Annotated in this window: 20 protein-coding genes; 13 read left to right on the top strand and 7 right to left on the bottom strand. The window is 33.9% G+C overall.

The window, feature by feature from the left end; genetic code table 11:
• The first annotated feature begins 240 nt into the window (after positions 1-240).
• The 3 genes from V6M85_RS03860 (at position 241) to V6M85_RS03850 (ending at position 4,531) form a co-directional block, all read left to right on the top strand.
• Positions 241-1,512 carry an ATP-binding protein gene (locus tag V6M85_RS03860; RefSeq protein ID WP_338604571.1) on the top strand — a complete coding sequence of 424 codons (1,272 nt, stop codon included), beginning with the start codon at positions 241-243 and terminating at the stop codon, positions 1,510-1,512.
• Positions 1,513-1,876: 364 nt separating this feature from the next.
• Entirely contained in the window at positions 1,877-3,529 is a 1,653-nt protein-coding gene (locus tag V6M85_RS03855; protein WP_338603214.1) for a pyruvate oxidase, read from the top strand.
• The gene (locus tag V6M85_RS03850) at positions 3,530-4,531 is read left to right on the top strand and encodes an NAD(P)/FAD-dependent oxidoreductase (RefSeq protein WP_338603210.1); all 1,002 of its coding nucleotides are present in this window, start codon (positions 3,530-3,532) and stop codon (positions 4,529-4,531) included.
• 148 nt (positions 4,532-4,679) lie between these two features.
• Here V6M85_RS03850 and V6M85_RS03845 read toward each other — a convergent pair whose 3' ends face one another.
• Positions 4,680-5,711 carry an LLM class flavin-dependent oxidoreductase gene (locus V6M85_RS03845; RefSeq protein ID WP_338603207.1) on the bottom strand — a complete coding sequence of 344 codons (1,032 nt, stop codon included), beginning with the start codon at positions 5,709-5,711 and terminating at the stop codon, positions 4,680-4,682.
• Positions 5,712-5,801: 90 nt separating this feature from the next.
• On the opposite strand from V6M85_RS03845, the gene V6M85_RS03840 reads away from it, so the two are divergent.
• From V6M85_RS03840 to V6M85_RS03820, 5 genes are all read left to right on the top strand, one after another.
• Complete coding sequence (locus tag V6M85_RS03840; protein WP_338603204.1) at positions 5,802-6,956, top strand: homogentisate 1,2-dioxygenase; 1,155 nt, start codon at positions 5,802-5,804, stop codon at positions 6,954-6,956.
• 32 nt (positions 6,957-6,988) lie between these two features.
• Entirely contained in the window at positions 6,989-7,636 is a 648-nt protein-coding gene (locus tag V6M85_RS03835) for a helix-turn-helix domain-containing protein (RefSeq protein WP_338603202.1), read from the top strand.
• 35 nt (positions 7,637-7,671) lie between these two features.
• Complete coding sequence (locus V6M85_RS03830; protein ID WP_422398115.1) at positions 7,672-8,484, top strand: N-acyl homoserine lactonase family protein; 813 nt, start codon at positions 7,672-7,674, stop codon at positions 8,482-8,484.
• Positions 8,485-9,118: 634 nt separating this feature from the next.
• A complete protein-coding gene (locus tag V6M85_RS03825) occupies positions 9,119-9,535 on the top strand; it encodes a class I SAM-dependent methyltransferase (protein ID WP_338603200.1) in 417 nt (138 codons plus the stop codon).
• A 427-nt stretch (positions 9,536-9,962) separates the two neighbouring features.
• Positions 9,963-10,619 carry an isochorismatase family cysteine hydrolase gene (locus V6M85_RS03820; RefSeq protein WP_338603198.1) on the top strand — a complete coding sequence of 219 codons (657 nt, stop codon included), beginning with the start codon at positions 9,963-9,965 and terminating at the stop codon, positions 10,617-10,619.
• A gap of 225 nt (positions 10,620-10,844) precedes the next feature.
• On the opposite strand, the gene V6M85_RS03815 is transcribed toward V6M85_RS03820, so the two are convergent.
• From V6M85_RS03815 to V6M85_RS03795, 5 genes are all read right to left on the bottom strand, one after another.
• Positions 10,845-12,101: an NAD(P)/FAD-dependent oxidoreductase gene (locus V6M85_RS03815; RefSeq protein WP_338603195.1), complete on the bottom strand. Its 1,257-nt coding sequence runs from the start codon at positions 12,099-12,101 to the stop codon at positions 10,845-10,847.
• Positions 12,102-12,499: 398 nt separating this feature from the next.
• A complete protein-coding gene (locus V6M85_RS03810; RefSeq protein WP_338603192.1) occupies positions 12,500-13,684 on the bottom strand; it encodes a dihydrolipoamide acetyltransferase family protein in 1,185 nt (394 codons plus the stop codon).
• Positions 13,666-14,676 carry an NAD(+)/NADH kinase gene (locus V6M85_RS03805; protein ID WP_338603189.1) on the bottom strand — a complete coding sequence of 337 codons (1,011 nt, stop codon included), beginning with the start codon at positions 14,674-14,676 and terminating at the stop codon, positions 13,666-13,668. Before V6M85_RS03805 ends, V6M85_RS03810 begins: the two co-directional genes overlap by 19 nt.
• A 7-nt stretch (positions 14,677-14,683) precedes the next feature.
• Positions 14,684-15,658, bottom strand: coding sequence for an alpha-ketoacid dehydrogenase subunit beta (locus tag V6M85_RS03800; RefSeq protein ID WP_338603186.1), 975 nt, complete (start codon positions 15,656-15,658; stop codon positions 14,684-14,686).
• Between the two features lie 11 nt (positions 15,659-15,669).
• Positions 15,670-16,668, bottom strand: a complete 999-nt coding sequence (locus tag V6M85_RS03795; protein ID WP_338603183.1) for a thiamine pyrophosphate-dependent dehydrogenase E1 component subunit alpha — start codon at positions 16,666-16,668, stop codon at positions 15,670-15,672.
• 223 nt (positions 16,669-16,891) lie between these two features.
• Between V6M85_RS03795 and V6M85_RS03790 the strand changes: the two genes are divergently transcribed.
• The 4 genes from V6M85_RS03790 to V6M85_RS03775 all read left to right on the top strand — a co-directional run bounded on the left by V6M85_RS03790 (position 16,892) and on the right by V6M85_RS03775 (position 21,895).
• Complete coding sequence (locus tag V6M85_RS03790; protein ID WP_338603180.1) at positions 16,892-18,013, top strand: MFS transporter; 1,122 nt, start codon at positions 16,892-16,894, stop codon at positions 18,011-18,013.
• 299 nt (positions 18,014-18,312) lie between these two features.
• Positions 18,313-19,194 (top strand): xanthine dehydrogenase family protein subunit M, encoded by an 882-nt coding sequence (locus tag V6M85_RS03785; RefSeq protein ID WP_338603177.1) that lies wholly within the window; start codon positions 18,313-18,315, stop codon positions 19,192-19,194.
• Positions 19,195-19,199: 5 nt separating this feature from the next.
• Positions 19,200-19,694, top strand: coding sequence for a (2Fe-2S)-binding protein (locus tag V6M85_RS03780; protein ID WP_338603174.1), 495 nt, complete (start codon positions 19,200-19,202; stop codon positions 19,692-19,694).
• Positions 19,691-21,895: a xanthine dehydrogenase family protein molybdopterin-binding subunit gene (locus tag V6M85_RS03775; protein ID WP_338603170.1), complete on the top strand. Its 2,205-nt coding sequence runs from the start codon at positions 19,691-19,693 to the stop codon at positions 21,893-21,895. Before V6M85_RS03780 ends, V6M85_RS03775 begins: the two co-directional genes overlap by 4 nt.
• A 112-nt stretch (positions 21,896-22,007) precedes the next feature.
• On the opposite strand, the gene V6M85_RS03770 is transcribed toward V6M85_RS03775, so the two are convergent.
• Positions 22,008-22,790 carry an alpha/beta hydrolase gene (locus tag V6M85_RS03770; protein WP_338603168.1) on the bottom strand — a complete coding sequence of 261 codons (783 nt, stop codon included), beginning with the start codon at positions 22,788-22,790 and terminating at the stop codon, positions 22,008-22,010.
• 373 nt (positions 22,791-23,163) lie between these two features.
• Between V6M85_RS03770 and V6M85_RS03765 the strand changes: the two genes are divergently transcribed.
• A complete protein-coding gene (locus tag V6M85_RS03765; RefSeq protein WP_338603166.1) occupies positions 23,164-24,333 on the top strand; it encodes an acyl-CoA dehydrogenase family protein in 1,170 nt (389 codons plus the stop codon).
• Positions 24,334-24,342 lie beyond the last annotated feature (9 nt).

The raw sequence follows: 24,342 nt of genomic DNA, 5'->3' as shown, positions 1-24,342 counted from the left end.
TTCAAATAATTATTCACTGAATTTCTCTCATATCGGACACTCTCTCGTGGTTGAATTTCCCAATTAACGTGAATAACATCCCTTTATGAATTTCCTTTGATCTTAAGTTGCCTTATTTCTTTATATAGATAATGGAAAACTTGATAATAAATTGACAATCTTTCCGGAAAAGTTGTCAGCTAGATAGAAAGTTTTATATGAAACTTGATACTAAATTATTAAGTGTCACTTATATCTCAGATGAGTTTTCAAAATCCGTGGTGGATTGACCCTAAAAAAATTTATGAGGACGAGAATGTAAGGAAGGCAAAAATCTTCATTCCCCCATTAACGGAAAACGCATTAATTTTAGGGCCTAGACAAGTAGGAAAAACAACATTTGTAAAAACGACAATAAAATCACTGTTAGAGAAAGGAACAAAACCAGAGAAAATACTCTTCTTCTCGTGCGATTCACTTTCAAAAAAGGAGGAATTAATAGATTTGATTAACCAATATAGAACTTTAATAAATAAGGATGAAGCTCACATATTTTTGGACGAAATAACCTCAGTAAAAGATTGGAACGTTAGTTTACTTCACTTATTTAATGCGGGTTATTTCAAGAACTCACTAGTCTACGTTACTGGTTCATCGTCAATTAACTTGTACAGAGAAACCCTTCCAGGGAGGCCAATTCATAAGTTTATATATTATCCGCTTAATTTTAGAGTGTATTTTAATACATTCTTCAAAAAAATAATTGATATACCTACAATTAACATTCAAGAAATGGATAAAATGTACGAATACGCTATTAGGTTAATTCCCTACATCTCAGAACTCAATAGGGTATTATTAGAATACATTAAAAGGGGCGGTTATCTCGCTACGAATTTCGTTGACGATCCAATGTCACTATATGAAACTTATAAAGATGCGATAATGACAGAATTCTTCAAAACAAACAAAAACGAAATCATATTCAAGCAAATAATAAGGAAGATAGTTGAGAGCATCGCTACTAGAATAACAGAAAACAGTATTGCAAAAGAAATCTCTATCTCTCACAATACAGTTTCAGACTACCTAGAAATCCTAGAAAAACTATTCATAGTCAGAGTTTTTAGAAAAAAAGAATTGAATAGCGATAGGATTAATTATAAATCTTTAAAGAAGATATACTTCATTGATCCTTTCCTATTCAGAGTAATGAAAAGATACAGTTTAGGTAAGGATTTAGAAACCAATGACATACCATTATTAATTGAACAAACGGTAGGGGAACATCTATCTAGGGAATTCAACGAGAGCACTTTTACATTCTTCAAAAATGGAAAAGAGATAGACTTCGTAGTAGGCAAAATGGGTGTTGAAGTCAAATGGGAAAAAAGAATAAGAAGAACCATTGAAATACCGGGTTATATTTTATCTATTGATGAAATAGGGAGAAATGACAATAAAATAACGATACCTACCTCAATTTTCCTCTACCTCATATCGTCAGATAGAATATTTTATGGAATAGAATAGATAAAATCGATATAAGTAAAATTCTGTTTATCTCCTTTTAACTTCATATAGTCCTTTTAATTCAATACTATAGCAGATTAATATCAATTACGCAAGCTTTAGTCAATAGGCGATTGTAAATGACGTTACTATTTAGTCAATTAATGGCGTATAGCATTTCAATACTTAGCGCTGATTCTACGAATAATTCTGATTAAGAGAAGGACCTCAATTTTCAGATACTTCATAAACTAATATCATATAGTTGAAAATATCCAAAAACTTGAATTAACTATTTTTATTAGTTTGGGTTTATTGAAATATTGTTTCTAATTACGATTATTATAATTTAAGCTTTTTATAGGTTAATAGTAAATAGTATAGTATGCCATCAGTTGCTGAAGTTATTGTAAAGGTTTTAGAAGAGAATGGTATAGAAAGAGTATATGGGATTCCAGGTGATTCAATAGATCCATTAGTAGATGCAATAAGAAAATCCAATAGTGTTAAATATATCCAAACAAGGCATGAAGAAGGTGCAGCTTTCGCATCTTCCGTTGAGGCTAAAATAACGGGAAGGCCCGTAGCATGTATGGGAACTTCCGGACCTGGATCAATACACTTGCTTAATGGATTGTACGATGCTAAAATGGACCACGCTGCTGTAATAGCATTTACTGGACAAGTGGAATCTGATATGATCGGTCATGATTATTTTCAAGAGGTAAATTTAGTTAAGCTGTTCGATGACGTAGCTGTATATAATCAGATTATAATTAATCCAGAAAACGCTGAATACATAACGAGAAGAGCAATAAGAGAGGCGATTTCTAAAAGGGGAGTTGCTCACATCAATTTACCAGTTGACATTTTGAGGAAAAGCAGTAGCTATAAAGGGAGTAAAAAGACTGAAGAACCAAAAGTTGAGTATCACATTGATTTCTCTAAAGCAAAAGAATTAGTCAAGGAAAGCGAGAGACCCGTTATTCTAATAGGGGGTGGGGCTAAGGGTACATCTGAAAAACTGAATAAATTCTCAGAAAAAATAGGTGCACCAGTAATATATGCCTTAAATGGTAAGGGAATACTACCAGATTTGGATCCAAAAGTTATGGGAGGGATAGGTCTTTTGGGAACTAAGCCATCAATTGAAGCTATGGATAAAACTGATTTGTTAATAATGCTAGGGACCTCATTTCCTTATGTTAATTTTCTATCTGAGGATGCGAAGGTAATACAAGTTGACATAGAAAGCAGTAATATAGGTAAAAGAATAGGAGTAGACATAGCATATACGGTGCCAGTTAGCTCTTTCTTAGACATTGAGGTAGATGAGAAAAAGGATAAGTTTTATGAGGAAATGAAGGGAGCTAAAGAAGATTGGTTAGATTCATTAAGTAAACAAGAAAATAGTCTAGAAAAGCCAATGAAACCACAGAGGATAGCTTATTTAGTATCTCAGAAATGTAAAAAAGATGCTGTAATTATCACAGATACCGGAAATGTTACGATGTGGACCGCAAGACATTTCAGAGCATCTGGTGAGCAAACTTTCGTTTTCTCCGCTTGGTTAGGCTCTATGGGTATAGGAGTACCCGGCGCAGTTGGTGCATCTTTTGCAGTTAATAATCAAAGGCAAGTTATTTCATTTACAGGGGATGGAGGATTTACAATGACAATGATGGAAATGATAACAGCTAAGAAATATGATCTTCCAGTAAAGATAGTTATATACAACAACTCTAAACTGGGGATGATAAAATTCGAGCAAGAAGTAATGGGCTATCCAGAATGGGGGGTTGATTTATATAATCCAGATTTTATAAAATTAGCTGAGGCAATTGGTTTTAAAGGTTTTAGATTAGAAGAACCAAAAGATGCTGAGCAAGTAATAGAGGAGTTCTTAAATTTTGAAGGTCCTGCCGTTTTGGATGCAATTGTAGACCCTAATGAAAGACCAATGCCACCAAAATTAACATTCAAACAAGCAGGAGAATATATACTTTCTATATTTAGAGAAAAGCTACAAGGGATCTAAATGATTGTCATAGTAGGTGGTGGATTTGCAGGAATATCAGCTTATAATCAAAACAAGAATTCTCTATTGATAGATAAAAAGGATTATTTCCTATTAACTCCTTGGATTATTGATTTCGCGTGTGGGTTAAAAAATATCGATGATATAAGAGTAAAATATGAAAAAGTGTTAGTAGGAGAAGTAGTTAAAATAGATTTTAACGAAAGGAGGATAATTCTCAGTAACGGTCAATCAATTTCATATGATAAGGTAATAATAAGTTTAGGGCATCAACAAAACCTCCCCAGATTAAAGGGAGCAAAAGAGTATGCACATAAAATAGAGAATCTCCAAGATGCGTTAGAGTTGAAGAAGAGAATACAAGAGGTTAGGGATATAGTAATTATTGGTGGTGGAGCGTCCGGTGTCGAACTAGCAGGCAATATTGCCTCTAATGTTACTGGTAAAAGAATAACGCTCATTCAAAGGAGAGATAGACTATTACCAACTATGACTACCGCATCCTCAAATACAGCTAAGAAAATTCTAACGGAGTTAGGAGTTAATTTGCTACTTGGAGTTGAAGCCTTAGAAATTAAGAAAAATTCCGTTCTAACTACTCATGGTGAAATTAAGTCGGAATTAACTATCTTCGCTGGTGGACTAAAGGGTCCAGTATTAATTGATGCATTTCAACATAAAAACAAGAATCATAGACTTATCGTTGATGAGTACTTAAAGTCTGTGGAACATAAAAACGTGTTCGGAGCTGGAGATTGTGCAACATTTGAAGAAATTGATATACCGATGTCAGCTGATGTAGCTGTTAGTTCAGGGAGAATTTCAATGAAAAATGCATTAGGGGAAGAAATTAAATTTAAACCTAAAAGGATCGCTACAATAATAAGAATCGGGGATAAATTCTTCGGAGATTTTGGAGAAAATTACGTAGAGGGAAATACGGCCAAGTTGCTCAGAAGTATGGCTTACGCTGAATCATTGATGATACCAAAAATGGGATGATCAGATTTGGCTTTGTGGTTTGGCATTAAACCACAGTAGTTTAGCACGTCATTATTGTTGGAGAATGTTTAAAGTAATGTAAGTTTTGAAAACCCATATTTAGGAAAAAGGTAATGATCTGTATTTTTGATGGTAAAAATGATATTTTTCACTTGTCCTCAAAGTCGAGTATAAGGCCTTTAGTTTCGAGACTTTTAGCAACTTTCTCTCTTATATTAGTGAGAATATCAGTAACTAGAGTAAATGGTTTCATACCATAATCAACTAGGAACATTATCCTATTAAGCCCAGACAGTTTCCATATTTTATAAATTTGATTTGCAACGTCGTCTGGACTTCCCAATAACAGTAATCCACTATTATATAGTTCATCTAATGTTCTCCTTTTAGCGTAAAGCCTAGAAAATACATACCTATGTAAATATTCTTTAGATTCCTCTACTGCATCATGGAAAGATTTAGAGATGTGAGTGTGGAACGCTAATGAAATTTCTGTGCTGGCATTACTCCCTTTTATACCTTCTCTATACGAATTTATTACCGGTACTATATCTTCTATCCTGTCTACAGTCGCATATGGTATCATCATTAAGTTAAATCCCTTCTTTCCCACATGGTAAGCTGCCTCAGCTCTAAGTACTGCTATCCAAATAGGTGGATGGGGTTTTTGTATGGGCAATACGTTTATCCCTATATTTTCATATTTGAAGTATTTGCCATGGAAGTTTACTTTCTCTCCTTTCATTAGTCTAAGAATTATCTCTAACGCTTCGTCAAAAATCTCTCTCTTAGCTTCTTGAGGTATATTAAACCCAGCAAATTCATGCTTTAAGTACCCACTTCCCATGGCTAAATTTAATCTTCCATTTGATAGCGTATCCAGCAGTGAATAATCCTCAGCAACCTGTACTGGATTTCTAAATACTATTGTGGAAACAGCAGGTCCAATTCTTATACTTTTAGTTCTAGTGGCTAAATAAGATAAGTATATAGGTGCAGATGGAACTATGCCGTAATCTATGAAATGATGTTCTGCTATCCATACTCCTCTAAAGCCTAATTTCTCCGCAAACTCTACTTCCTTTGCTACTTGCTCATAATAATCCTTTTTTGTTAATCCCGATTCAGAATAATAATCCATTACCCAAAATAACTCGGGTTTTATCTTTTCTTCTACCATATAATACTCTTTAATATACCTTTAAAATAAACATTTCATTGAAACTTTTCTATTATATGCTTATAATACCACTTTAAAAGTAATATATACATGGTATTCTACTATAGACAAGGTGAAGTTCCTAGAAAGAGGCATACCGTATTTACAAAAGATGAAAAATTAGTGAGAGAAGAAGTTTTTGGATTAAATGGATTTAGCGGTAGATATTCTCTCCTCTATCACATAAATCCCCCCACAAGAATAGTTAAATTAGGAGAGTGGAAGAATAACGTTATTGAAGAGTGGAAAGATTCAGGGTATAGACATCATAAGTTATCTACCTTGAAATTAAGAAAGTCTAATGATGTTTTCTTAGATCGTATTTTATTGCTCTTCAATGATGATACTTTTCTATCCTATGCTAAAATAGATGAGGGGGAGAGTAAGTTATTTTACAGGAATGCTGATTTTGATGAAGTATATTACGTCCATGAGGGAGAGGTCTCGTTTAGAAGTGAATTTGGAGAATTAGACCTAAAGCCAGGTGATTATTTAGTTATTCCAAGAGGAACTACATACACATTCACATTTAAGAAATATTCTGAGTTATTTATAATTGAAGGTAAACAGATTGAAATTCCCAAAGACTATAGAAACGAGTATGGACAGTTAATTGAGGGTTCTTTCTATTATAATAGAGACATAAGGTTACCTAGCCTAAAGACATATAATGAGAAGGGAAACTATAAATTAGTTATTAAAACAGTAAATGGTTTTCAATTTGTAGATTTAGACACACATCCATTCGATGTAATAGGCTGGGATGGATATCTTTATCCATTTGCTTTGAGCGTGTACGATTTAGAACCTATTACTGGTAAACTACATCAACCACCCACAGTGTATACTACTTTTACGGCTAATAGTTTTGTTATCTGTACATTTGTTTCAAGGCTCTTCGATTATCATCCACAGTCAATTCCCATATCATATTACCATAATAATGTAGATGCTGATGAGGTTATCTTCTATTCATCAGGACAATTTATGAGCAGAAGAGGAATAGGTAAAGGTGATATAACACTACATAGAGGTGGTCATGTTCATGGTCCACAGCCTGGTGCATTAGAATCAAGTCTTAATAAAAGGGGAACTTACAATGACGAAGTTGCAGTAATGGTTGAGACGCAAAAAAGGCTAAAAATCTCTATATATGCTAAGGAAATAGATGATTCATCATATCCATTATCGTGGTATACTCCATAAATTTTTTATACTTTTATTTATTAAGTTAAATTATGGAAAAATTTTCAGTATTATCCGTTGATCTCCTCCACCCAAACTGTTGGACTGAACTTACTGCTAAGTACAACGTTAACATTAAGTTGTTGTCCCAAGAATTCGACAATGAAGACATTTTCTCCTCGAAGGTTATGGTTATAGGTAAGGACTCCAAGGACTTAATTAGGGAATTAAGAAATAATAATAGTATTAAAATAATTAGATTAGATTTTTTGGATAATTACGGCTTTATAATGGAATTCATATACCCAAAACGGAACTCCATATCGAATTTACTTTACGAAGCAAACTCTTTAGTACTATCACATAGAATATTTCATGGAATAGAAAAATGGAAAATAATTGTTAAATCCTCTCTAATATCTAGTCTTAGTGAAAAATTAGAGAAAATGTCCAATCTTCTTTCATTCAAAAAGATGGAATTAGAGAAAGTAGAGAATCTAATAGATAAGTTGACTGATAGGAACATGAAATTTCTTAAAATTGCTTACGATAAGGGATTGTTTGAATATCCTAAAAACTGTAACTTATCAATACTAAGTAAGGAGTTAGGTATAAGACCAAATACTCTTCTATATCATATAAGGAAATCCGAGAAAATATTGTTAGAAATTTTACTAGATGAGTATTATAGTTTATTATAGCAAAAATTTTAAACCATAAAAATCAAAAGATAGATATGAGTGTTAATAAAATTTATTTGCTAGATCATGGAAAAATAGGTGCGGATTTAGCTTGGTTTCTCCCTACTCCTATGACAGTAGATGAAATGAAAAATAATCCTAAACCAAGAAATTGGATTGAAGTGAGTGTAATGAGTGCCGTAATAGAACATAAGGATGGTATAATTCTCTTTGATACGGGTATTTCAGAGAAAGTAAAAGATAGTTGGCCGCCAATTGCGTTAAATGTATTTCCAATAACTAAATTCTCTGAGGAAAATAAAATAGAAAATCAACTAAAAAGTATAGGTCTAAAGCCAGAAGATGTACACTTCATTGTCTTTTCTCATTTACATCTAGACCATACAGGAAACCTAGACTTATTTAAGAGCGCCAAACCTTCAGTAATAGTTCATGAAAGAGAACTCAAACATGCTTTATTAAATGTTTGGTTGAATAAATCAGTCCCTTATTTGCTGAAAGACTTAGAAATATTACGCGAGATGAACATAGTACCTATAACAAATGAATATTTGGAAATATTACCGGGAGTAGAACTTTACCTATTTGGTGGTCATACCCCTGGTTCAATGTTATTAAAAGTCAGGACTCAAAACGATAATAATTATATACTTACTGGAGATTTCATACACGTACCAGAAGAATTCGATTTTGAAAGCAAAGGTTGGCTTTTAGGGAATGCAGAAGAATATTATACTAGGATAAGATTGCTTAAGGCCATCATGAAATTGCCAAGAACAAATATAATAGTCTCCCATGATCCCAAATTATGGGAAAAATACCCTAGGGCACCGAAAGAACTAAAATAATGTATACCAATAGATATCGCTAGCTTTCCACAATTTGTTTTGTTATTCGCGTGGGATAAACCCACCTAAACTTAATAGCAAGAAATAAGGATCTAAGAGAAAGAAAAGCGATTATAACGACGCAGAAAAATTGATAAGCATGGTAAGTGAGGGAAAAACCAATAGAAAAGGAACTAGTGTCATACCTAGAGTTTCTTGATGGCGAGATAATAAGGTACAAGAATAGATTCAAAAGAACGATAATAATGATAGATGATAACGATAAGAGTATGCAAAATTTTTTACAGAAAGATTTATTACTGAACGCTCTCACAAATGTTTTTCTCTCTTTGAATTCAATTTATTTTTTAAGTTTTTAATTTTTTTATGCTAGCTCAAAATAAATCTCAAGTAATATTTTTCGTGAATTGAATTTGTAGACTACCGTTATGGAGGATGAGCGGTTTTCGTCATTTCGATAAGCTCCAATACGAGGGTTGAGGCGTTACATGTTTCACCTCTAACAATCTGATGGATTTTTATATTTGCAGAAAGAAGCTAGGATAGGATTTTATTGTAGGGTTATGATATTGAGATTTTAAATCATATGATGCTCATAAAAAAGATATATACCTTAAATACATTATAATATTATATGATTCATAAAGGTAAGAAAGTCAGCTCGTCTAATCAGCCCTCTTCTGATTTTCACGGGTTTGGAGAAGATATAAGAAGGGAAATAGCTTCTAAAATAAAGATTAAAAGTAACTTAAGGGTGTTAGATGTAGGAACTGGGTTTGGAAGAAATGTTAGGTTCTTATCTAGTATAATACCTCCACCCAGAGAAATCTGGTCAATCGATGCCGATGCTGAAGCGATAGAAAAGGTTAAGTTAGAATTAGAAAAGGAAAAATTGACTGACGGTATCTATTTTAAGCAGGGTATAGCTGAAGATCTCCCATTTCCAGACGAATACTTTGACTACGTAGTTTCTGTTATGCTTCTTCATCATATGACTTCCATAGAAAATGGTATAAGGGAAATGGTACGTGTAACAAAAAAAGGGAGGTAGTATTATATTAGTTGATTACACTCCTGACGCTCATGTATTACCTTTTTCAACTCCTCATAATAAATCAGATTTCTTTGAACCAGAAAAAGTAGAGAAAATATTGAAGGAACTGTGCAAAAACTGTGAAATAAGAAACTTCAAAATGTGGTATATTGCGACTTCTATTAAATAAGAGCCTTTATGTTGATATTAACGCTACTTTGTGGAGTTTTTTAACATCTACGTTACTCTTTCATATTCTCTTCATAGCGAGAAGAACGTACCAAACCAGATAGTTTACAAATACCCCACAAGGCATATTAACGCTAATTGGAGGACTCTATAAAATAACTTTAAGATAAAAATTATTTATAATAAAGTAAAAAAGGATATTTCTAATCGAACTTATGTTCGTAAGATTTTTAACCTACCTCATTAATTATAGTTTATGGCAATAGAACACGGAAAAGGATTGGAAGAAGTGTTCAAGAATATTAGTGTTAATTTAAGTGAAATCTATAACGATGTAAAGGAAGCTTTCGTTTACGATAATAAGAGGAGATATGCTGTAATAGTAATTGACATGCTTAATGATTTTGTATATGGTAAGTTAGGCGGAGAGAGATTTAAGAGTATAATTCCTAACATTCAATCAATACTGGATTGGGCTAGGGAGCACTCAATACCTGTAATATACTCAAACGATTCGCATAGAGTAACAGATTTTGAAATACATAGATGGGGAGAGCACGCGATAAGGGGAACTAAAGGAGCCGAAGTTATAAAAGAATTAGAACCTAAAACTGTGGATTTCATCGTACCTAAAACTAGTTATTCAGGTTTTTACAATACAGATCTAGACTCCATCTTAAGGGCTCTTTATAATGGAGAAGGAGCTAACACTTTAATCTTAACTGGATTGCATACGGATATTTGCGTCAGACATACAGCAGCTGATGCGTTCTTCAGAGGATACGAAATAATTATACCACATGATGCAGTAAATAGTTTCACTGATGCGCAACATTTTCTTGGCCTTAAATATTTAAGGTATGCATATTTGACTAAAGTGTATTCGACAAAAGATATTATAAAATCAATTTGAGTACAAGTACTTTTAATTGAATTTATAATACATAATAAATTGAAAATTAAAATTATATCGAACTTCAAATTATCTGAATAACATTTCTTCCATAACAATTTATAGAGTATATTAATTTTTGCATTCTCTTCGGGTGAAGATAGCGTACTAAGTTGAGGTAATTTACAGATATACCACAAATTATCTTTGAAGTTAAATTATAGATAATTTTAAGTTAAGCAATTCTTAACTCTCCAATTTCATCAAAGCTTCAGTTACTGCTTCTAAATAGGAAGGATGTGGTAAGACAAGGTTCACAGCATCCTTTAAAGGTATTTGATATCGTATTAGAATTGAAATAATTGAAATCACATCTTCAGCATTCGGCATAAACGCTACAGCTCCAGTTATCCTATCATCTCTTGCGCATAGTTTCAGGAATCCCTCATCTTCCCTTTCTATTATAGTCCTAGTTAAACTTAATGTATTTAACGTGACGCATTTACCACTCATTACACCCACATATGCTATTTGAGGATGTATGTATATGACTTTTGGTATCCCTTCTACTAGGAATTCTCTGTTTTCACCCAGAATATTCCTAGCTGCTATAATACCACCGTATATTGCCTCATGTGCAGTAAACGTTCCTATTATATCTCCTGCAGCATAGATATTGGGAACTTGTGTTCTCAAATACTCATCAACATTAATGTATTTGTTATGGGCAATTTCTTCAAATCCTTCAATATTGGGTTTCCTGCCAAAAGTGACGAATACTGAATCTGCTGAAATTATTTCACCGCTCTCTAATACTACTGAGTTGGAGTTTATTTTAGACGTACTTCTTCCCAAATGCAATTTTACACCCATCTGAGCTAAATAATTTGTTACTATCTCAGAAAGTGTATTATCAACATTCTGCAAAAGTGCGTTATTCTTATCAATTAAGTGGACCTCTTTTCCTAATTTTCGCATCATCCAGCTTAATTCTATCCCACCTACATCTCCACCTACCACAATTACACTGTTATAATCATCTTTACTATAAGCTAAATCTTCAGTAAATCTAATACCGTCCAATTTTTCCCTTCTTGTCCCCGTTGTGATTAAAATTTTATCAGCTGCAAGTGATGTGTTTCCCGCATTAACGATAGATGATCTTAAAAAACCGTTAGCGTGGATAACTTCTATATCATGGCTAAGTAATAATTGTTCTAAATTTTTACTTATTGTGTTTATAGAATTTATGGCATTCTCTCTGAGACTATGTAAAGTAAATTCAGTTTTTTGTTTTAAAGATATTAAAGGATGAAGCATAGATTTAGTGGGTATGCAACCGTAAAGTACGCAAGTACCTCCTAATCTTTCTTCTCTCTCTATTAGGGTAACCTTTGCATGCTTAGACAAGTTTAATGCGGCATAAATTCCAGCTGGACCTGCACCTACTATCACAACTTTCATAAATAAATATGTATATTTTTCATTTATATAAAGTTTCATATCATTTTGATTAAACCCTTTATGCAATTTCGTTAATAAAATGATGAGGAATTTTTACGCTATTTTATTGTCAATACATTTGCTAAGCATTTTTCCCTAACGATATTTCCTATTTAGAATTGTAATGAAAATCAATTTCAGTAGAATCCAGAATAGACTTGATATTTCTTAGCCTTAATGGTTTGACACTTTCAAAGCTTTCTCTAAGCTTCTCTCAACTGAAACTGAAAAGGAAAGCAATGATCATTTTTGTATTCTGTTAAAGATGAATAAGGAGTAATATGTGGTATGTTATTTTAGATATTTCAATATGGAAGCTAGCAAGGTTATGTAAGATACTCTTGACAGTCATTTCCCTAAAAAACTTAAAAAAGAAGTTTATGGAATTTAATATAAAGTTAACTAATTATACTCTTCAATTTATTTTCATCTTCTAGTATTTCCGAAAGCTCTTTTAAGAACTTAGCTGCAGTATGACCGTCTATGACTCTATGATCAAATGTAAGACTCAGCCACATAGTGTAACCTACTGATATACTATCATTCGTTACTATTGGTGCTTTCTTTATTCTGCCTACTCCTAATATAGCAGTTTGCGGTGGATTTATAATTGGTGTGAAAGAGTCAATGTCATACATGCCTAAATTACTAATGGTAAATGTTCCTCCCACAACCTCGTCTGGAGTTAGCTTATTTTCTCTGGCTTTATTTGCGAGTTCATGACTTTCTTTAGATATCTCTATAATTGATTTAGTGTCTGCGTTTCTTATTACTGGAACTATTAATCCTTGATCTAAAGCCACTGCTACTCCTATGTTAATTTCCTCAATTATCTTTATTTGATCTCCTTCTAAGGTTGCATTAAGATATGGATGATTTCTAAGTAAGATTGCTACCACCTTTATTAGAATATCAGTATAAGTTATCTTTACATTATTCCTATTTTCTACTTCTTCCTTTAATTTTACTATTGAGTTAGCGTTTATTTCCATACTTAATGTTACTTGGGCCATAGATTGAAGGCTTTGAACCATTCTTCTACTTATCTCTTGTCTCATGGGACTCATTGGTATTACTTCTTTGACCCTAAGACCAGTAGCAGTGAATTTCATCTGTTTCTCAATGACTTCTAATTCTCTCAGAACATCCTCCTCAGTTATCATACCTCCAGGACCAGTGCCTTTAACCATGGTTAAATCTATGCCTTTCTCTTTTGCAAGTCTTCTAGCTCTTGGCGAAGCTCTTACTTCAGTTACTTTTACTTCTTCAGTTTTAGTTTGGATAGGCTTTTGAGATTCTACTGATATAGTGGGCTTGGAAGGTGCAATTGATGGTGGTTGTTCTCCAATTTCCCCTATAAATGCTATTATTTGACCTACTGGAACTTCTTCTCCCTCCTTAGCGTAAATTTTAAGTAAAACACCACTTATTGGGGCTTTTACTGTGGTTGTTATTTTCTCAGTTTCAATTACAACTAAATCTTCTCCTTCTTGAACTCTATCCCCTTCTTTTTTCTTCCATTGAACAATTTTTCCTTTAGTCATAGTTAGTCCTAATTTGGGCATTAGTACTTCTTTACCCATTCTATTTCACCTCCTCCTTTTTTATAATAGCTACTAATATAACTTAATGCTCTAGGTACGTTAATTAAGAAAGGTCCATCTCTATCTATTTTAATTTTTATCTCATCATTACTGTTAACTACCATTTCCTTTTCCCCATCAAACGCTACAACATAATTCCCACTAGGTATAGATATTTCTTGACCTACTCTTAACGTTTTAATTTCCTTTATAAATACTTGTTTTACTAATCCTGGCGCAAGTATAGCGTTTATCCTATTACCTATACCAAACTCTATCATTAGGCCAAAATCATCCTGAAAACCGATAGGCTTAATGAAACTGGCTATTGATGGTATTCCTATATCTCCTAATTCTCCTTTAGAGATAAATGCATACCTTAAAGAGTACTCATCCCATATGGCCTTTGCTCCTATATACCAACCATCAACTAATGTTAAGTCGACTAACGCCAAGTCTCTAAATTCATCATTAACTAGGATCTTTATAGTTTTGGTCTTGTCTATAACATCTGGGTTAATATTACGGACTAGTAACCCTAACATTATTCCTAAGACGGTTGGTTCGTATGAAGCGCCTAAAACGTTATTAGTACCTAAGGAAAGTCCCAATATTGGAACTTTATCTCCTGCCCCTTTATAAACTGCTCTAAGGGTACCATCCCCACCTGCACTCACTATCATATCTATCCCACTATTTACCATATATCTTGCAGCGTTAATTGTATCATTAGCGGAATTCTCAACTTTCATATCTATTGTACTTAACTCGAAGCTTACATTATCCTTAATTTCATTAATTATATCAAAACTTATTCCATAAAAATCAGGCATAAATATGACTTCATCTACTGAACTTGTTGAGTCTAAGCCTAAAAGGAATCGTTTTATCACATCAATTTTCATATAACTTGTCACGAAAGATGCCTTGCCAACTATCCTTCTAATATCTCTTCCAGATTCTGGATTAATTACAATCCCTATTGATGGCAATTGGAAGTTACCCCAGTATTGATTTAACCGTATTAATGATTTTCTTGGAGTCCGGTAAAATGTATTGTTCTAAGGGAGGGCTAAACGGTATAGGTACATTTGGTGTCGTTATTCTCTTTATTGGAGCATCTAAATACTCAAAAGCTTCATCTGCAATTATTGCGGAAACCCAGGAAGCAAATCCACATCTATCATAGTCTTCATCCACTATCACTACTCTTCCAGTCTTCTTAACTGATTTAATTATTGTTTCCTTATCAAAAGGCACTATTGTTCTCGCATCTATTACTTCTGCACTTATTCCCTCTTTAGATAATTGTTCTGCAGCCTCTAAACTATGCCATACTGTCCTAGCTAAACCAATTATTGTAACGTCCTCTCCTTCTCTTTTTATATCCGCTTTTCCCAGTGGTATAGTGTATTCCTCTTCTGGTACCTCACCTTTTATACCATATAGCACCTTATGTTCTAAAAATATAACCGGATTATCATCACGGATAGATGATATCAATAAACCTTTAGCGTCATAAGGTGTAGATGGTACAACTACTTTTAATCCCGGTACATGCGCAAATATGGAATAAAGCGTCTGTGAATGCTGTGCAGCAGCACTTATTCCCGCACCTATTGGTGCTCTTAAGGTAAGTGGCACCTTTAATTGTCCACCAGACATATATCTCAGCTTTGCCATTTGATTATAAATTTGGTCCATTGCAACTCCGAAAAAGTCAACGAACATTAATTCTACTACCGGTCTCAGACCAGCTAATGCGGCACCTACTGCAGCTCCTATGAAGCCTGCCTCAGATATCGGAGTATCAATAACCTTATCAGAGCCAAATTTCTCTATTAGACCTTTAGTTACACCAAAAGCTCCTCCATAAACTCCTATATCCTCTCCTATTAGTACTATTGAAGAATCCCTTTCCATTTCTTGTCGTAAGGCCTCATTTATTGCATCCGTAAAGGTTAATTGCCTCATTTACGTTCACCTCAATACGAATTATCTGTGAAAACATCAGTAAGTGCTTCCTCAACTTCTGGATACGGGCTATCCTCAGCGAATTTCAGTGCTTGCTCTATTTCCGCTTTGGCTTCTCTATCTATCTTATCCAGTTCTTCTGGAGGCACGATATTATTTGAGACTAACTTATCCCTTAGTAATAATATGGGATCTCTCTTTCTCCACATCTCTTCTTCCTCCTTATCTCTATAAACTAGAGGATCTCCCTCAAAGTGTCCAAAGAATCTGTATGTCTTACAATGAAGTAAAGATGGACCTTCACCTTTTCTAGCCCTATTTACTGCCTCTCTAGCGACCTCGTAAACTGCTAATACGTCCATTCCATCCACTTCTACTGCGGGTATACCGAAACCTAAAGCCCTTTCAACATAACTCTTTGCTGCAGAATGTCTAGGTTGTAATTTACCTGGAGCTAAGCTTCTAGTTGACATTGCATACATGTTATCCTCAACTACGAAAATTACAGGGAGTCTCCATATTGCGGAGAGATTTAAGGATTCTAAGACAACACCTTGATTCATAGCCCCATCTCCTATAAAGGCAACAGAAACTCTATCTAAACCTTTGAGCTTGAATGCTAGGGCAGCTCCTACTGCATGAGGGGCACCTCCACCTACTATGCCATTCGCACCTAACATACCTTTACTGTAATCGAAAATATGCATCGAACCTCCCTTACCCTTACATACACCAGTTTTCTTTCCCATAATCTCTGCTAGCATTCTCTTTACGTCTAAACCTTTAGCTATACAATGGCCATGTCCTCTATGAGTACTAGTTATAACATCATCTTCTCTTAATGCACTCATTACTCCTACAGCTACTGCTTCTTCCCCTACATATAAGTGAACGAATCCAGGTATCTTACCGGATGCGAAGAGCTCCTTGGCAGTAAGCTCATGGTACCTTATCAATAACATCTTTCTATACATATCTAATAACTTTTCTTTAGGGATTGAGGGTAGCATTTAATGCCACAAAAATATATTAAAGAATAAAAGTATTTAAACATAACTTGCCTTGTTAATGTGATATATGTTCGGTAAACTCGATACAAATTCACTTACCAATAAATAAATTTGTAGTTTATAATAACATTTATAAGAGAAATTAGAAAGAAACTTCAATTTTGAAAAACCTTATAAGACAATCTTGCGTTAGCGATTTAAGTGTGATAGGTAAATGTAATTTATGAGAGAGAGGGTCAAATATCTTTTTATAGGACTAATAGCAATGCTATTTAACTCCACTTATCAATATTCTTGGAACGCTTACGAACCGTTAATTATTAGAACCTTGAACGTAACAGTGGTTCAAGCAGAATTAGCATTTACTTTTTTCGTAGTCTTATCAACTATCACACAAATATTAAGTGGATATTTGGCTGATTTGTATGGACCTAGAACCGTAGGAGTGCCGGCCTCAATATTGATGTCAGTTTGTCTTGTTTTAAGCTCATTAGCTCCAAATATCTACTTCTTTTATGTAAGCTGGTGTCTAGGAAGCGTAGGTGTTGGAATTCTTTTCGGTTTATCGCTCAATTTGGCAATAAAATGGTTTGAAGATAAGAGGGGATTGGCTTCTGGCATAGTTTCCATGGGTTTTGGGATCGGTGGCGCAATTGCAAATCCTTTTATTTTACGTTTTACAACGTATAGAGAGCCAATGTTGATAATAGGGATAGTTGCATCAGTCATTGTTCCAATATTGTACTCATTTGCCCGATACCCTAAGAGTGTGAAAGGAAAAGACCCAATATCTGTGGTTAAAGAGCCCAACTTCTGGTTAATCTATATTTCATTCAGTTTAATAGCAGTTCCTCTCCTTCTTTCTTCTTCATCTTTATCTATTATTGCGAAGTTTACGAATTTAGCTGAGTACTCTATTTTGATAGTAGTTTTTCCAATAGCTAATGGAATAGGTAGACCCCTTATGGGTTACATATCTGATAAGATAGGAAGAATTAAGGGAATGTTGCTTGTTAATATTTTAATGATAGTGGCAGTTATTTTACTCATGATTGCCATATTTAATTCTTTAATAGTACCCTTGTATATAAGCATAATATTGATAGGTGTGATGGGAGGTGCATCATTACCCACTTACATGTCATTTATAGGAGATTTATATGGTTCTAAATTCTCCACTTCAAATACTGCAATCCTATATACTGGTAAAGCAGTTTCAGGTATATTGGGCAGTTTATTCTTTACATTATTATATGTAAATTTTGGCTACACCAGTCTTTACTTTGTATTAGTCTCTACTCTGATTTCTATTATATCAATTGGACTAATTTTACGAAAAGTCTAAAGTTTATAACACTTCCCAGCAGTTTATGATGCTTGTAAAGTCTCAGAGCGTATAAGAACGAATTGGAATTCAGCTCCCTAATGTAGAGTAGGATTATAATTTGTAAATTATTTCAAGATTTCAAATGAAAAATTTTTACAGAAAGTCTATCATATAGAGAATAGAGAAAACTCACAAGGTAATTAAGATGACGAAATTAGCGAGTCTATATTGGAAAAATCCATGACGCAATTTCATGTGATCTTCTGTCTAATTGATAGGTAGTAAAAATTTTATAGTATAGCTAATTTAGTAATTTTATGATTCTCGATCCATTTGAATATTATGCTCCTATTTCTCTCGATGAGGCGTTTGATATCGCTAGCTCAATCGGAGGAGATTTCAAGTTCTTGGCTGGAGGGCAAACCCTAATACCCATGATGAAAATGAATTTAATTAAAGTTTCAAGTATAATAGATTTAAAGAAAATACGATCACTTTATTTTTTAGAAGAAGATAAGGGTTGGATCAGAATTGGTTCTTTAGTTAGGCATGCAGAAATCTCTGAGTCTGAGCTGATAAAAAAGCACTTGCCAATATTGTCTTATGCTGCAGGAAAAATAGCTCACCAGTTAGTTAGAAATAGGGGGACTATTGGCGGAAGTATCTCTTTTGGTCATTATGCTGCTGATTTATGTGTAGTAGCCTTATTGCTGAATGCTAAAATTGAAGTGATAAGAAAGGGGTCAACTAGATATGTAGAAGCCGATAAGTTCTTCATAGGTCCCCTAACTACTGACTTAAGGCAAGATGAAATAGTAAAGTCAATAAGTTTTAAAATTCCAGAAGAAAAGTATGGTTGGTCATTTAATAAGTTAGTATTGTCCCATGGTGATTTTCCTCTTTTGATAACTGCGGTAATTTTAAAGAAAGATGAGGATAAAAAAGAAAGTGGCGTGATTACCGACATTAAGATAGCACTGGGAGGGGTAGCAGATACCGTAGTGAGAGCGAAGGAAGTTGAAGAGTTTCTAATAGGTAAAGAAGTTACAGAGGAAAACGTCCTTAAGGCTTCTAAATTAGCCTCATCAATTTATAATCCATCTTCCACATTAGAGTTTTCATCTAATTATATGAAGAGAATGGTAGAGGTCTATTTAAAGAGATCTATAATTCAAGCTTATAATAGAGCTCAGGGATGAGGAAGATGAGTGAAACTAAATTTAGGAAGAAAATAACCTTTAAATTAAATGGAAAAGAAGTAACTACCAGTGTAGATACCAGACTTACTTTACTAGATTTGCTGAGAGACACATTTAGATTAACTAGCCCTAAGAGGGGATGTGATGAGACAGTGTGTGGTGCATGCGCTGTATTAGTGAATAATAGAGCTATATGTTCATGTACAATGTTAGCAGTAGAAGTTGATGGATCAGAGGTAATTACTCTGGAGGGATTAGGTTCAGAAAACAATCTCGATCCTTTACAAGAAGCTTTTATTAAATTTGATGCATTACAGTGCGGTTTTTGCACTTCAGGTCAGATAATCTCAGCTAAATCCTTAATCCTTAATATGAAGGGCGAAGTTTCAGATGAAGATATAAAGGAAGCCCTATCTGGGAATATATGTAGATGTGGGGCATATAACAATATACTTCAAGCTGTCAAATATGTAATAAAAAAGGGAGGTAAAGAGGTATGATAACTGTCGTTAAGGCTAAGGAAAAAGCGATAGTGAAAGCTCATCCTAGGATTGATGCTATATATAAGGTAACTGGATTAGCTAAATATGTTGCGGATTGGAATGTTAAAGACATGCTTTATGGAAGAGTAATAAAGAGTAAAATTCCTCATGGTAAAGTCAAGTCAATCGATGTGAGTGAGGCTAAGAAAATAGAAGGAGTAAGAGATATAGTGACATGCTTTGATGATAATACGATTTGGCATGCAGGTGAGAAATTTCATGAAAGAAGAGTTTTTACAGATCATGTTAGATATTTAGGAGACATAATAGGTGCAGTAGCAGCTGAAACTAGATTAGCCGCTATAATGGCATCTGAGGCAGTAAAAGTAGTATATGAAGAATATCCTGCAGTCTTCAAAATAGAGGACTCAATGAAACCTAACGCTCCTAAAATATGGGAAGATGGTAATGTAAAAGGTCCTCTTATCATCTCATATGGTGATATAGATAAAGATTTTACAGAGGCCGATTTAATAGTAAAAGGCAACTATAAAACTTCAAGAGTAGCTAACGCACAATTAGAGCCTGCAGCTTCATTAGCTTGGTGGGAAGGGGATAAGTTAACTGTAGTTGCTGCCACTCAAAGCATATTTGGTTGTAGAGAAGGATTAGCTAAAGATTTGGGAATACCAATTGAAAATGTCAGAGTAATAACTTACTATAAAGGTGGAGGGTTTGGGAATAAGGCTAATGATATGAATTATGACTTAATAGCTGCCATATTAGCTAAGAGAACAGGAAGACCAGTTCTAGTAGAATTTAGTAGAGAAGATGAGTTTTCTCTAGTTCACGGGAGATGGGCTACGGACCAAATGGTAGAGGCCGCAGTAAAGAAAGATGGAACAGTATTAGGCTTTAAGATTAAGGCTTACTGTGACGTTGGAGCTTATACTAGGGCTATTGGGAGATTCGTTGAAGGACCAGAGAGTTATTACTCTACTAGGTCATGGTATTCAGAGATATATGCTGTTTATACTAATACGCCTCCAACAGGTCATATGAGAGCACCTCCTGGTCCTCAAGCGTGTTTTGCTACAGAGTCCGTTATTGATGATATAGCCTACAAATTGGGTTTAAATCCCTTAGACTTAAGGCTAAAAAACGCAGTAGTTAAAGTGCATAATAGTTTAAGTTTAACCTCAAATGGCTTAAGAGAATGTCTAATAAGAGGTGCTAAGGAATTTAATTGGTATAAAAGATGGAAAAAGCCAGAGAAGCCTAAAAAAGGAGAGATAGTTAGAGGTGTTGGAGTAGCTATGGCTGCATGGCATTCGAGAGTAGGATATGGTGAGGCTAAAATAAAGCTTAGGTCTAACGGTAAAGCTGAACTATATGTAGGAGTAGTTGATATCGGTACTGGAGCTAAAACCGCAATGGCAATGATTGCTTCTCGCTATTTAGGAATTCCGGTAGAAGATATAGATGTGATATGGGGAGATACGGAAAATTCACCTTATTCTATTGGAGAATCTGGAAGTAGGACAACTGCGTTTACTGGAAATGCTGTAAAAGAGGCTGCATTGAAAATTAAACAGAGAATTCTGACTCTGGCTTCACAGATAACTGGGATCGAAAGAAATCAATTAGATATAGTTGATGGGAAAGTTATATCTTCAGATGATTCCATAATCATTGATATAAAAGACTTGGTAACTAGAACCGGGAATAACGAAATAGAAGAGTTTGTAGAGTCAAAACAAGAGTTAGATAAGGATATGGAAAGATTATCATTTGCTGCTCATTTCTGTGAAGTTGAAGTAGATACTGATACTGGAGAGATTAACGTTACTGATTACTTAGCTGTGCATGATTCGGGTGAAATAGTCAATTATCTTACTGCAGAAAATCAAGTTAGAGGTGGTATTGTTATGGGAATAGGTATGGCGTTAAGTGAAAAGCTCATAATCTCTGATAGTGATGGGACTATATTAAATGGAAACTTCATGACATATAGACTACCTACTATAGAAAATATACCTAATATTAGAGTAATATTTGTTGAGACTGAAGATCCGTATGGGCCTAAGTCTCTTGGCGAAGTATCAATTATACCAGTACCTGCTTGTATAGGAAATGCTATCTTTAACGCAACTGGAATAAGGCTTACCGAATTACCATTTTCAAGAGAAGTGTTACTAGCAAAATTGGATCAGATGTAGTTTTTACCAAATTTCGTATTGTTATTTATCTTCATCCACTACAGAGTTTGATATTATATTTGTTTTGTAGATAGTGCGTAAGCTTATATAAATAGATCCCAATATTAAAGTATCATTTAACTACTTGGTCTAGAAATGCTACTACAACCTTACTAAACTCTTCAGGGTTTTCTACTGGGGCATAATGTCCCACACCTTTAATTGTCTCTATTCTAACTTTTTTAATCTTAGATGCTGTTTCCTTTATCATTTCTTCTGTAACTAATGGTTCAAATTCTCCTCTTGCTAAGAGGACATCTGCTTCAATTTTCCATAACTCTTCCATTACGTCAAAATTATTCCATGCAAATAAATCATTAATTAAAATTTCATTTCTATTCTGTCCTCTTATCCATGTTAAATATTCTATTACCCTTTTAGTAGCGTAGTCTCCTGCAAATCTAAGCGTCCTTCCTACATCCAAATTATTCGAATTCTCAATATCTCTTTCGGTAAAGGTCCTTGTTTTACCCGCACCATTAACTGAGACTATACCTTTAACTCTAGAACCCAACTTTATACCCAAAAGTAATGATAAATCGCCACCTATTGAAGTACCTACAACAGATATTGGGTTGAGGGAGAGTTTATCTATTAACTTAACTAATATATTAGCGTAATACTCCAGAGAAACTCTTTGTGTCTGCCACTTAGGCCAAGGATCCGATTTACCGTGAGCCGGTAAATCAACTATTATTAGCTTATATCTACGCGGGAAATATGGAATTAAAGGTCTATATACTCTACCATCAAATCCAGCTAGGTGGAGCATAATTATAGGATGTCCATCCCCTACAGTTTCATAGTATATATTTAAGCCATCTATGTTCACATATCTACCTATTACATCCTCCATATATTTTACTTACTATGCACAATATATAAACCTTTTTACAGTATCATATTAAAAGCTGTAAATTCTGAATTCAGTTTTAGATATAAAGGATTGCTAGTTAGGATAATTAAAAATGGTTAATGATATTAAATTAAATAAATTAGCTCATGAACTGTAAGTTAGTTAAAAACGTTAGAACTATGCAGTTTATATATCAGTCTTATTGTCTAGTAAAACAAATGACCGCTATTATATTATTTTTGTGAGAATTTTTAGCTAATTAGTTTTTCCCCATGTTAATTTTCCTAGAGAGGGATATAATTCTATAAAAATGTTTAAAAATTTAACTAACTCTAATTAAATCCTTTTAAGTATAAAAGTTAATAAGATAAGTATGATACTAGATCTAAAAAATGAGGAAGAAGGACTAGTTGTCTCAACTACAGAAGAACTCATGAGGAAATATGACGAAAAGTATTGGTTAGAGAAGGATATAAGGAGAGAATTTCCAGTAGAATTTCTTAACGATTTCATGAATTTAGGATTAGGTTCTATTCTTATTCCTAAGGAGTACGGTGGAGGAGGTATGAAAATTAGTACTGCTTGTCATATTTTATATAAAATAAATGCCATGGGTGGTAATGCATATTTCGTTCACGGTCAATATTACAATACGGCATTACTTGTGAAACATGCTGGAAAAAGAATTATGGAAAAATATTTCAAAGAATTAGGAAATAATGCAAAAGTATTGTCAATGGCATTAACAGAACCTGAAGTGGGTTCAGATACTACTAAAATAAAAACTTTTGCTGAAAAAGTAGGAGATAAATATGTTATAAAAGGACGTAAGATCTTCATATCCAGGGTAAAGTATACGGACTTCATGATAATTGTAGCTAGGACAACACCTTATGAAAAAGCAGAAAAGAAGAGTGATGGGATTACGTTATTTCTAGTAGATTTGAGAGAAGGAAAGGAGGGAATTGAAATGAGGGAGATAAAAACTATGTCAAATACGAATGCTTATGAAATCTTCATTGACGGCTTAAGAGTTCCAGAAGAGAATGTAATTGGTGAAGTAGGAAAGGGGTTTTATCACTTATTAGATTTATTGAACGCTGAGAGGTTTATGATTTCAGCGGAATTAATAGGAAATGCTGAATGGTTTATAAATAAGGCAGTAGATTACGCTAAACAAAGAGTTGTATTCGGAAAACCAATAGGAAGTTATCAAGGAGTTCAATTTCCTATCGCAAAAGTTTACGCAGAATTATCTTCTCTGATCTCATTCTTTAAAGAGGGTCTTAAATTACTGGATGAGGGTAACGATACTGAACTTGTTGGGAATTATGCAAACATATCAAAATACTTAGCTTCAGAAATTGCTTGGGAAGCTGGAAATGTTGCAATGGACGTATTTGGCGGTTATGGTTATGCGATTGAAACCGGCATTGAAAGGAAATTAAGGGAAACTCGACTTTACAAAGTTGCTCCAATTACGCAAAATCTCATTTTGGCTTATATCGCACATCATATTTTGGGTCTACCTAGATCATATTAGGTGAGATGG

It is taken from the genome of Sulfolobus tengchongensis (genome assembly GCF_036967215.1).
GTDB classification, from domain to species: domain Archaea; phylum Thermoproteota; class Thermoprotei_A; order Sulfolobales; family Sulfolobaceae; genus Saccharolobus; species Saccharolobus tengchongensis_A.
The sequence above is the reverse complement of the archived record's forward strand: the minus strand, read 5'-3'. Positions and strand labels throughout refer to the sequence as shown.

What these genes read in the sequence shown, in the direction of transcription:
- V6M85_RS03860 (WP_338604571.1), top strand. Translation starts at nt 241, where the DNA reads ATGAGTTTTCAAAATCCGTGGTGGATTGACCCTAAAAAAATTTATGAG.
- V6M85_RS03855 (WP_338603214.1), top strand. Translation starts at nt 1,877, where the DNA reads ATGCCATCAGTTGCTGAAGTTATTGTAAAGGTTTTAGAAGAGAATGGT.
- V6M85_RS03850 (WP_338603210.1), top strand. Translation starts at nt 3,530, where the DNA reads ATGATTGTCATAGTAGGTGGTGGATTTGCAGGAATATCAGCTTATAAT.
- V6M85_RS03845 (WP_338603207.1), bottom strand. Translation starts at nt 5,711, where the DNA reads ATGGTAGAAGAAAAGATAAAACCCGAGTTATTTTGGGTAATGGATTAT.
- V6M85_RS03840 (WP_338603204.1), top strand. Translation starts at nt 5,802, where the DNA reads ATGGTATTCTACTATAGACAAGGTGAAGTTCCTAGAAAGAGGCATACC.
- V6M85_RS03835 (WP_338603202.1), top strand. Translation starts at nt 6,989, where the DNA reads ATGGAAAAATTTTCAGTATTATCCGTTGATCTCCTCCACCCAAACTGT.
- V6M85_RS03830 (WP_422398115.1), top strand. Translation starts at nt 7,672, where the DNA reads ATGAGTGTTAATAAAATTTATTTGCTAGATCATGGAAAAATAGGTGCG.
- V6M85_RS03825 (WP_338603200.1), top strand. Translation starts at nt 9,119, where the DNA reads ATGATTCATAAAGGTAAGAAAGTCAGCTCGTCTAATCAGCCCTCTTCT.
- V6M85_RS03820 (WP_338603198.1), top strand. Translation starts at nt 9,963, where the DNA reads ATGGCAATAGAACACGGAAAAGGATTGGAAGAAGTGTTCAAGAATATT.
- V6M85_RS03815 (WP_338603195.1), bottom strand. Translation starts at nt 12,101, where the DNA reads ATGAAACTTTATATAAATGAAAAATATACATATTTATTTATGAAAGTT.
- V6M85_RS03810 (WP_338603192.1), bottom strand. Translation starts at nt 13,684, where the DNA reads ATGGGTAAAGAAGTACTAATGCCCAAATTAGGACTAACTATGACTAAA.
- V6M85_RS03800 (WP_338603186.1), bottom strand. Translation starts at nt 15,658, where the DNA reads ATGAGGCAATTAACCTTTACGGATGCAATAAATGAGGCCTTACGACAA.
- V6M85_RS03795 (WP_338603183.1), bottom strand. Translation starts at nt 16,668, where the DNA reads ATGCTACCCTCAATCCCTAAAGAAAAGTTATTAGATATGTATAGAAAG.
- V6M85_RS03790 (WP_338603180.1), top strand. Translation starts at nt 16,892, where the DNA reads ATGAGAGAGAGGGTCAAATATCTTTTTATAGGACTAATAGCAATGCTA.
- V6M85_RS03785 (WP_338603177.1), top strand. Translation starts at nt 18,313, where the DNA reads ATGATTCTCGATCCATTTGAATATTATGCTCCTATTTCTCTCGATGAG.
- V6M85_RS03780 (WP_338603174.1), top strand. Translation starts at nt 19,200, where the DNA reads ATGAGTGAAACTAAATTTAGGAAGAAAATAACCTTTAAATTAAATGGA.
- V6M85_RS03775 (WP_338603170.1), top strand. Translation starts at nt 19,691, where the DNA reads ATGATAACTGTCGTTAAGGCTAAGGAAAAAGCGATAGTGAAAGCTCAT.
- V6M85_RS03770 (WP_338603168.1), bottom strand. Translation starts at nt 22,790, where the DNA reads ATGGAGGATGTAATAGGTAGATATGTGAACATAGATGGCTTAAATATA.
- V6M85_RS03765 (WP_338603166.1), top strand. Translation starts at nt 23,164, where the DNA reads ATGATACTAGATCTAAAAAATGAGGAAGAAGGACTAGTTGTCTCAACT.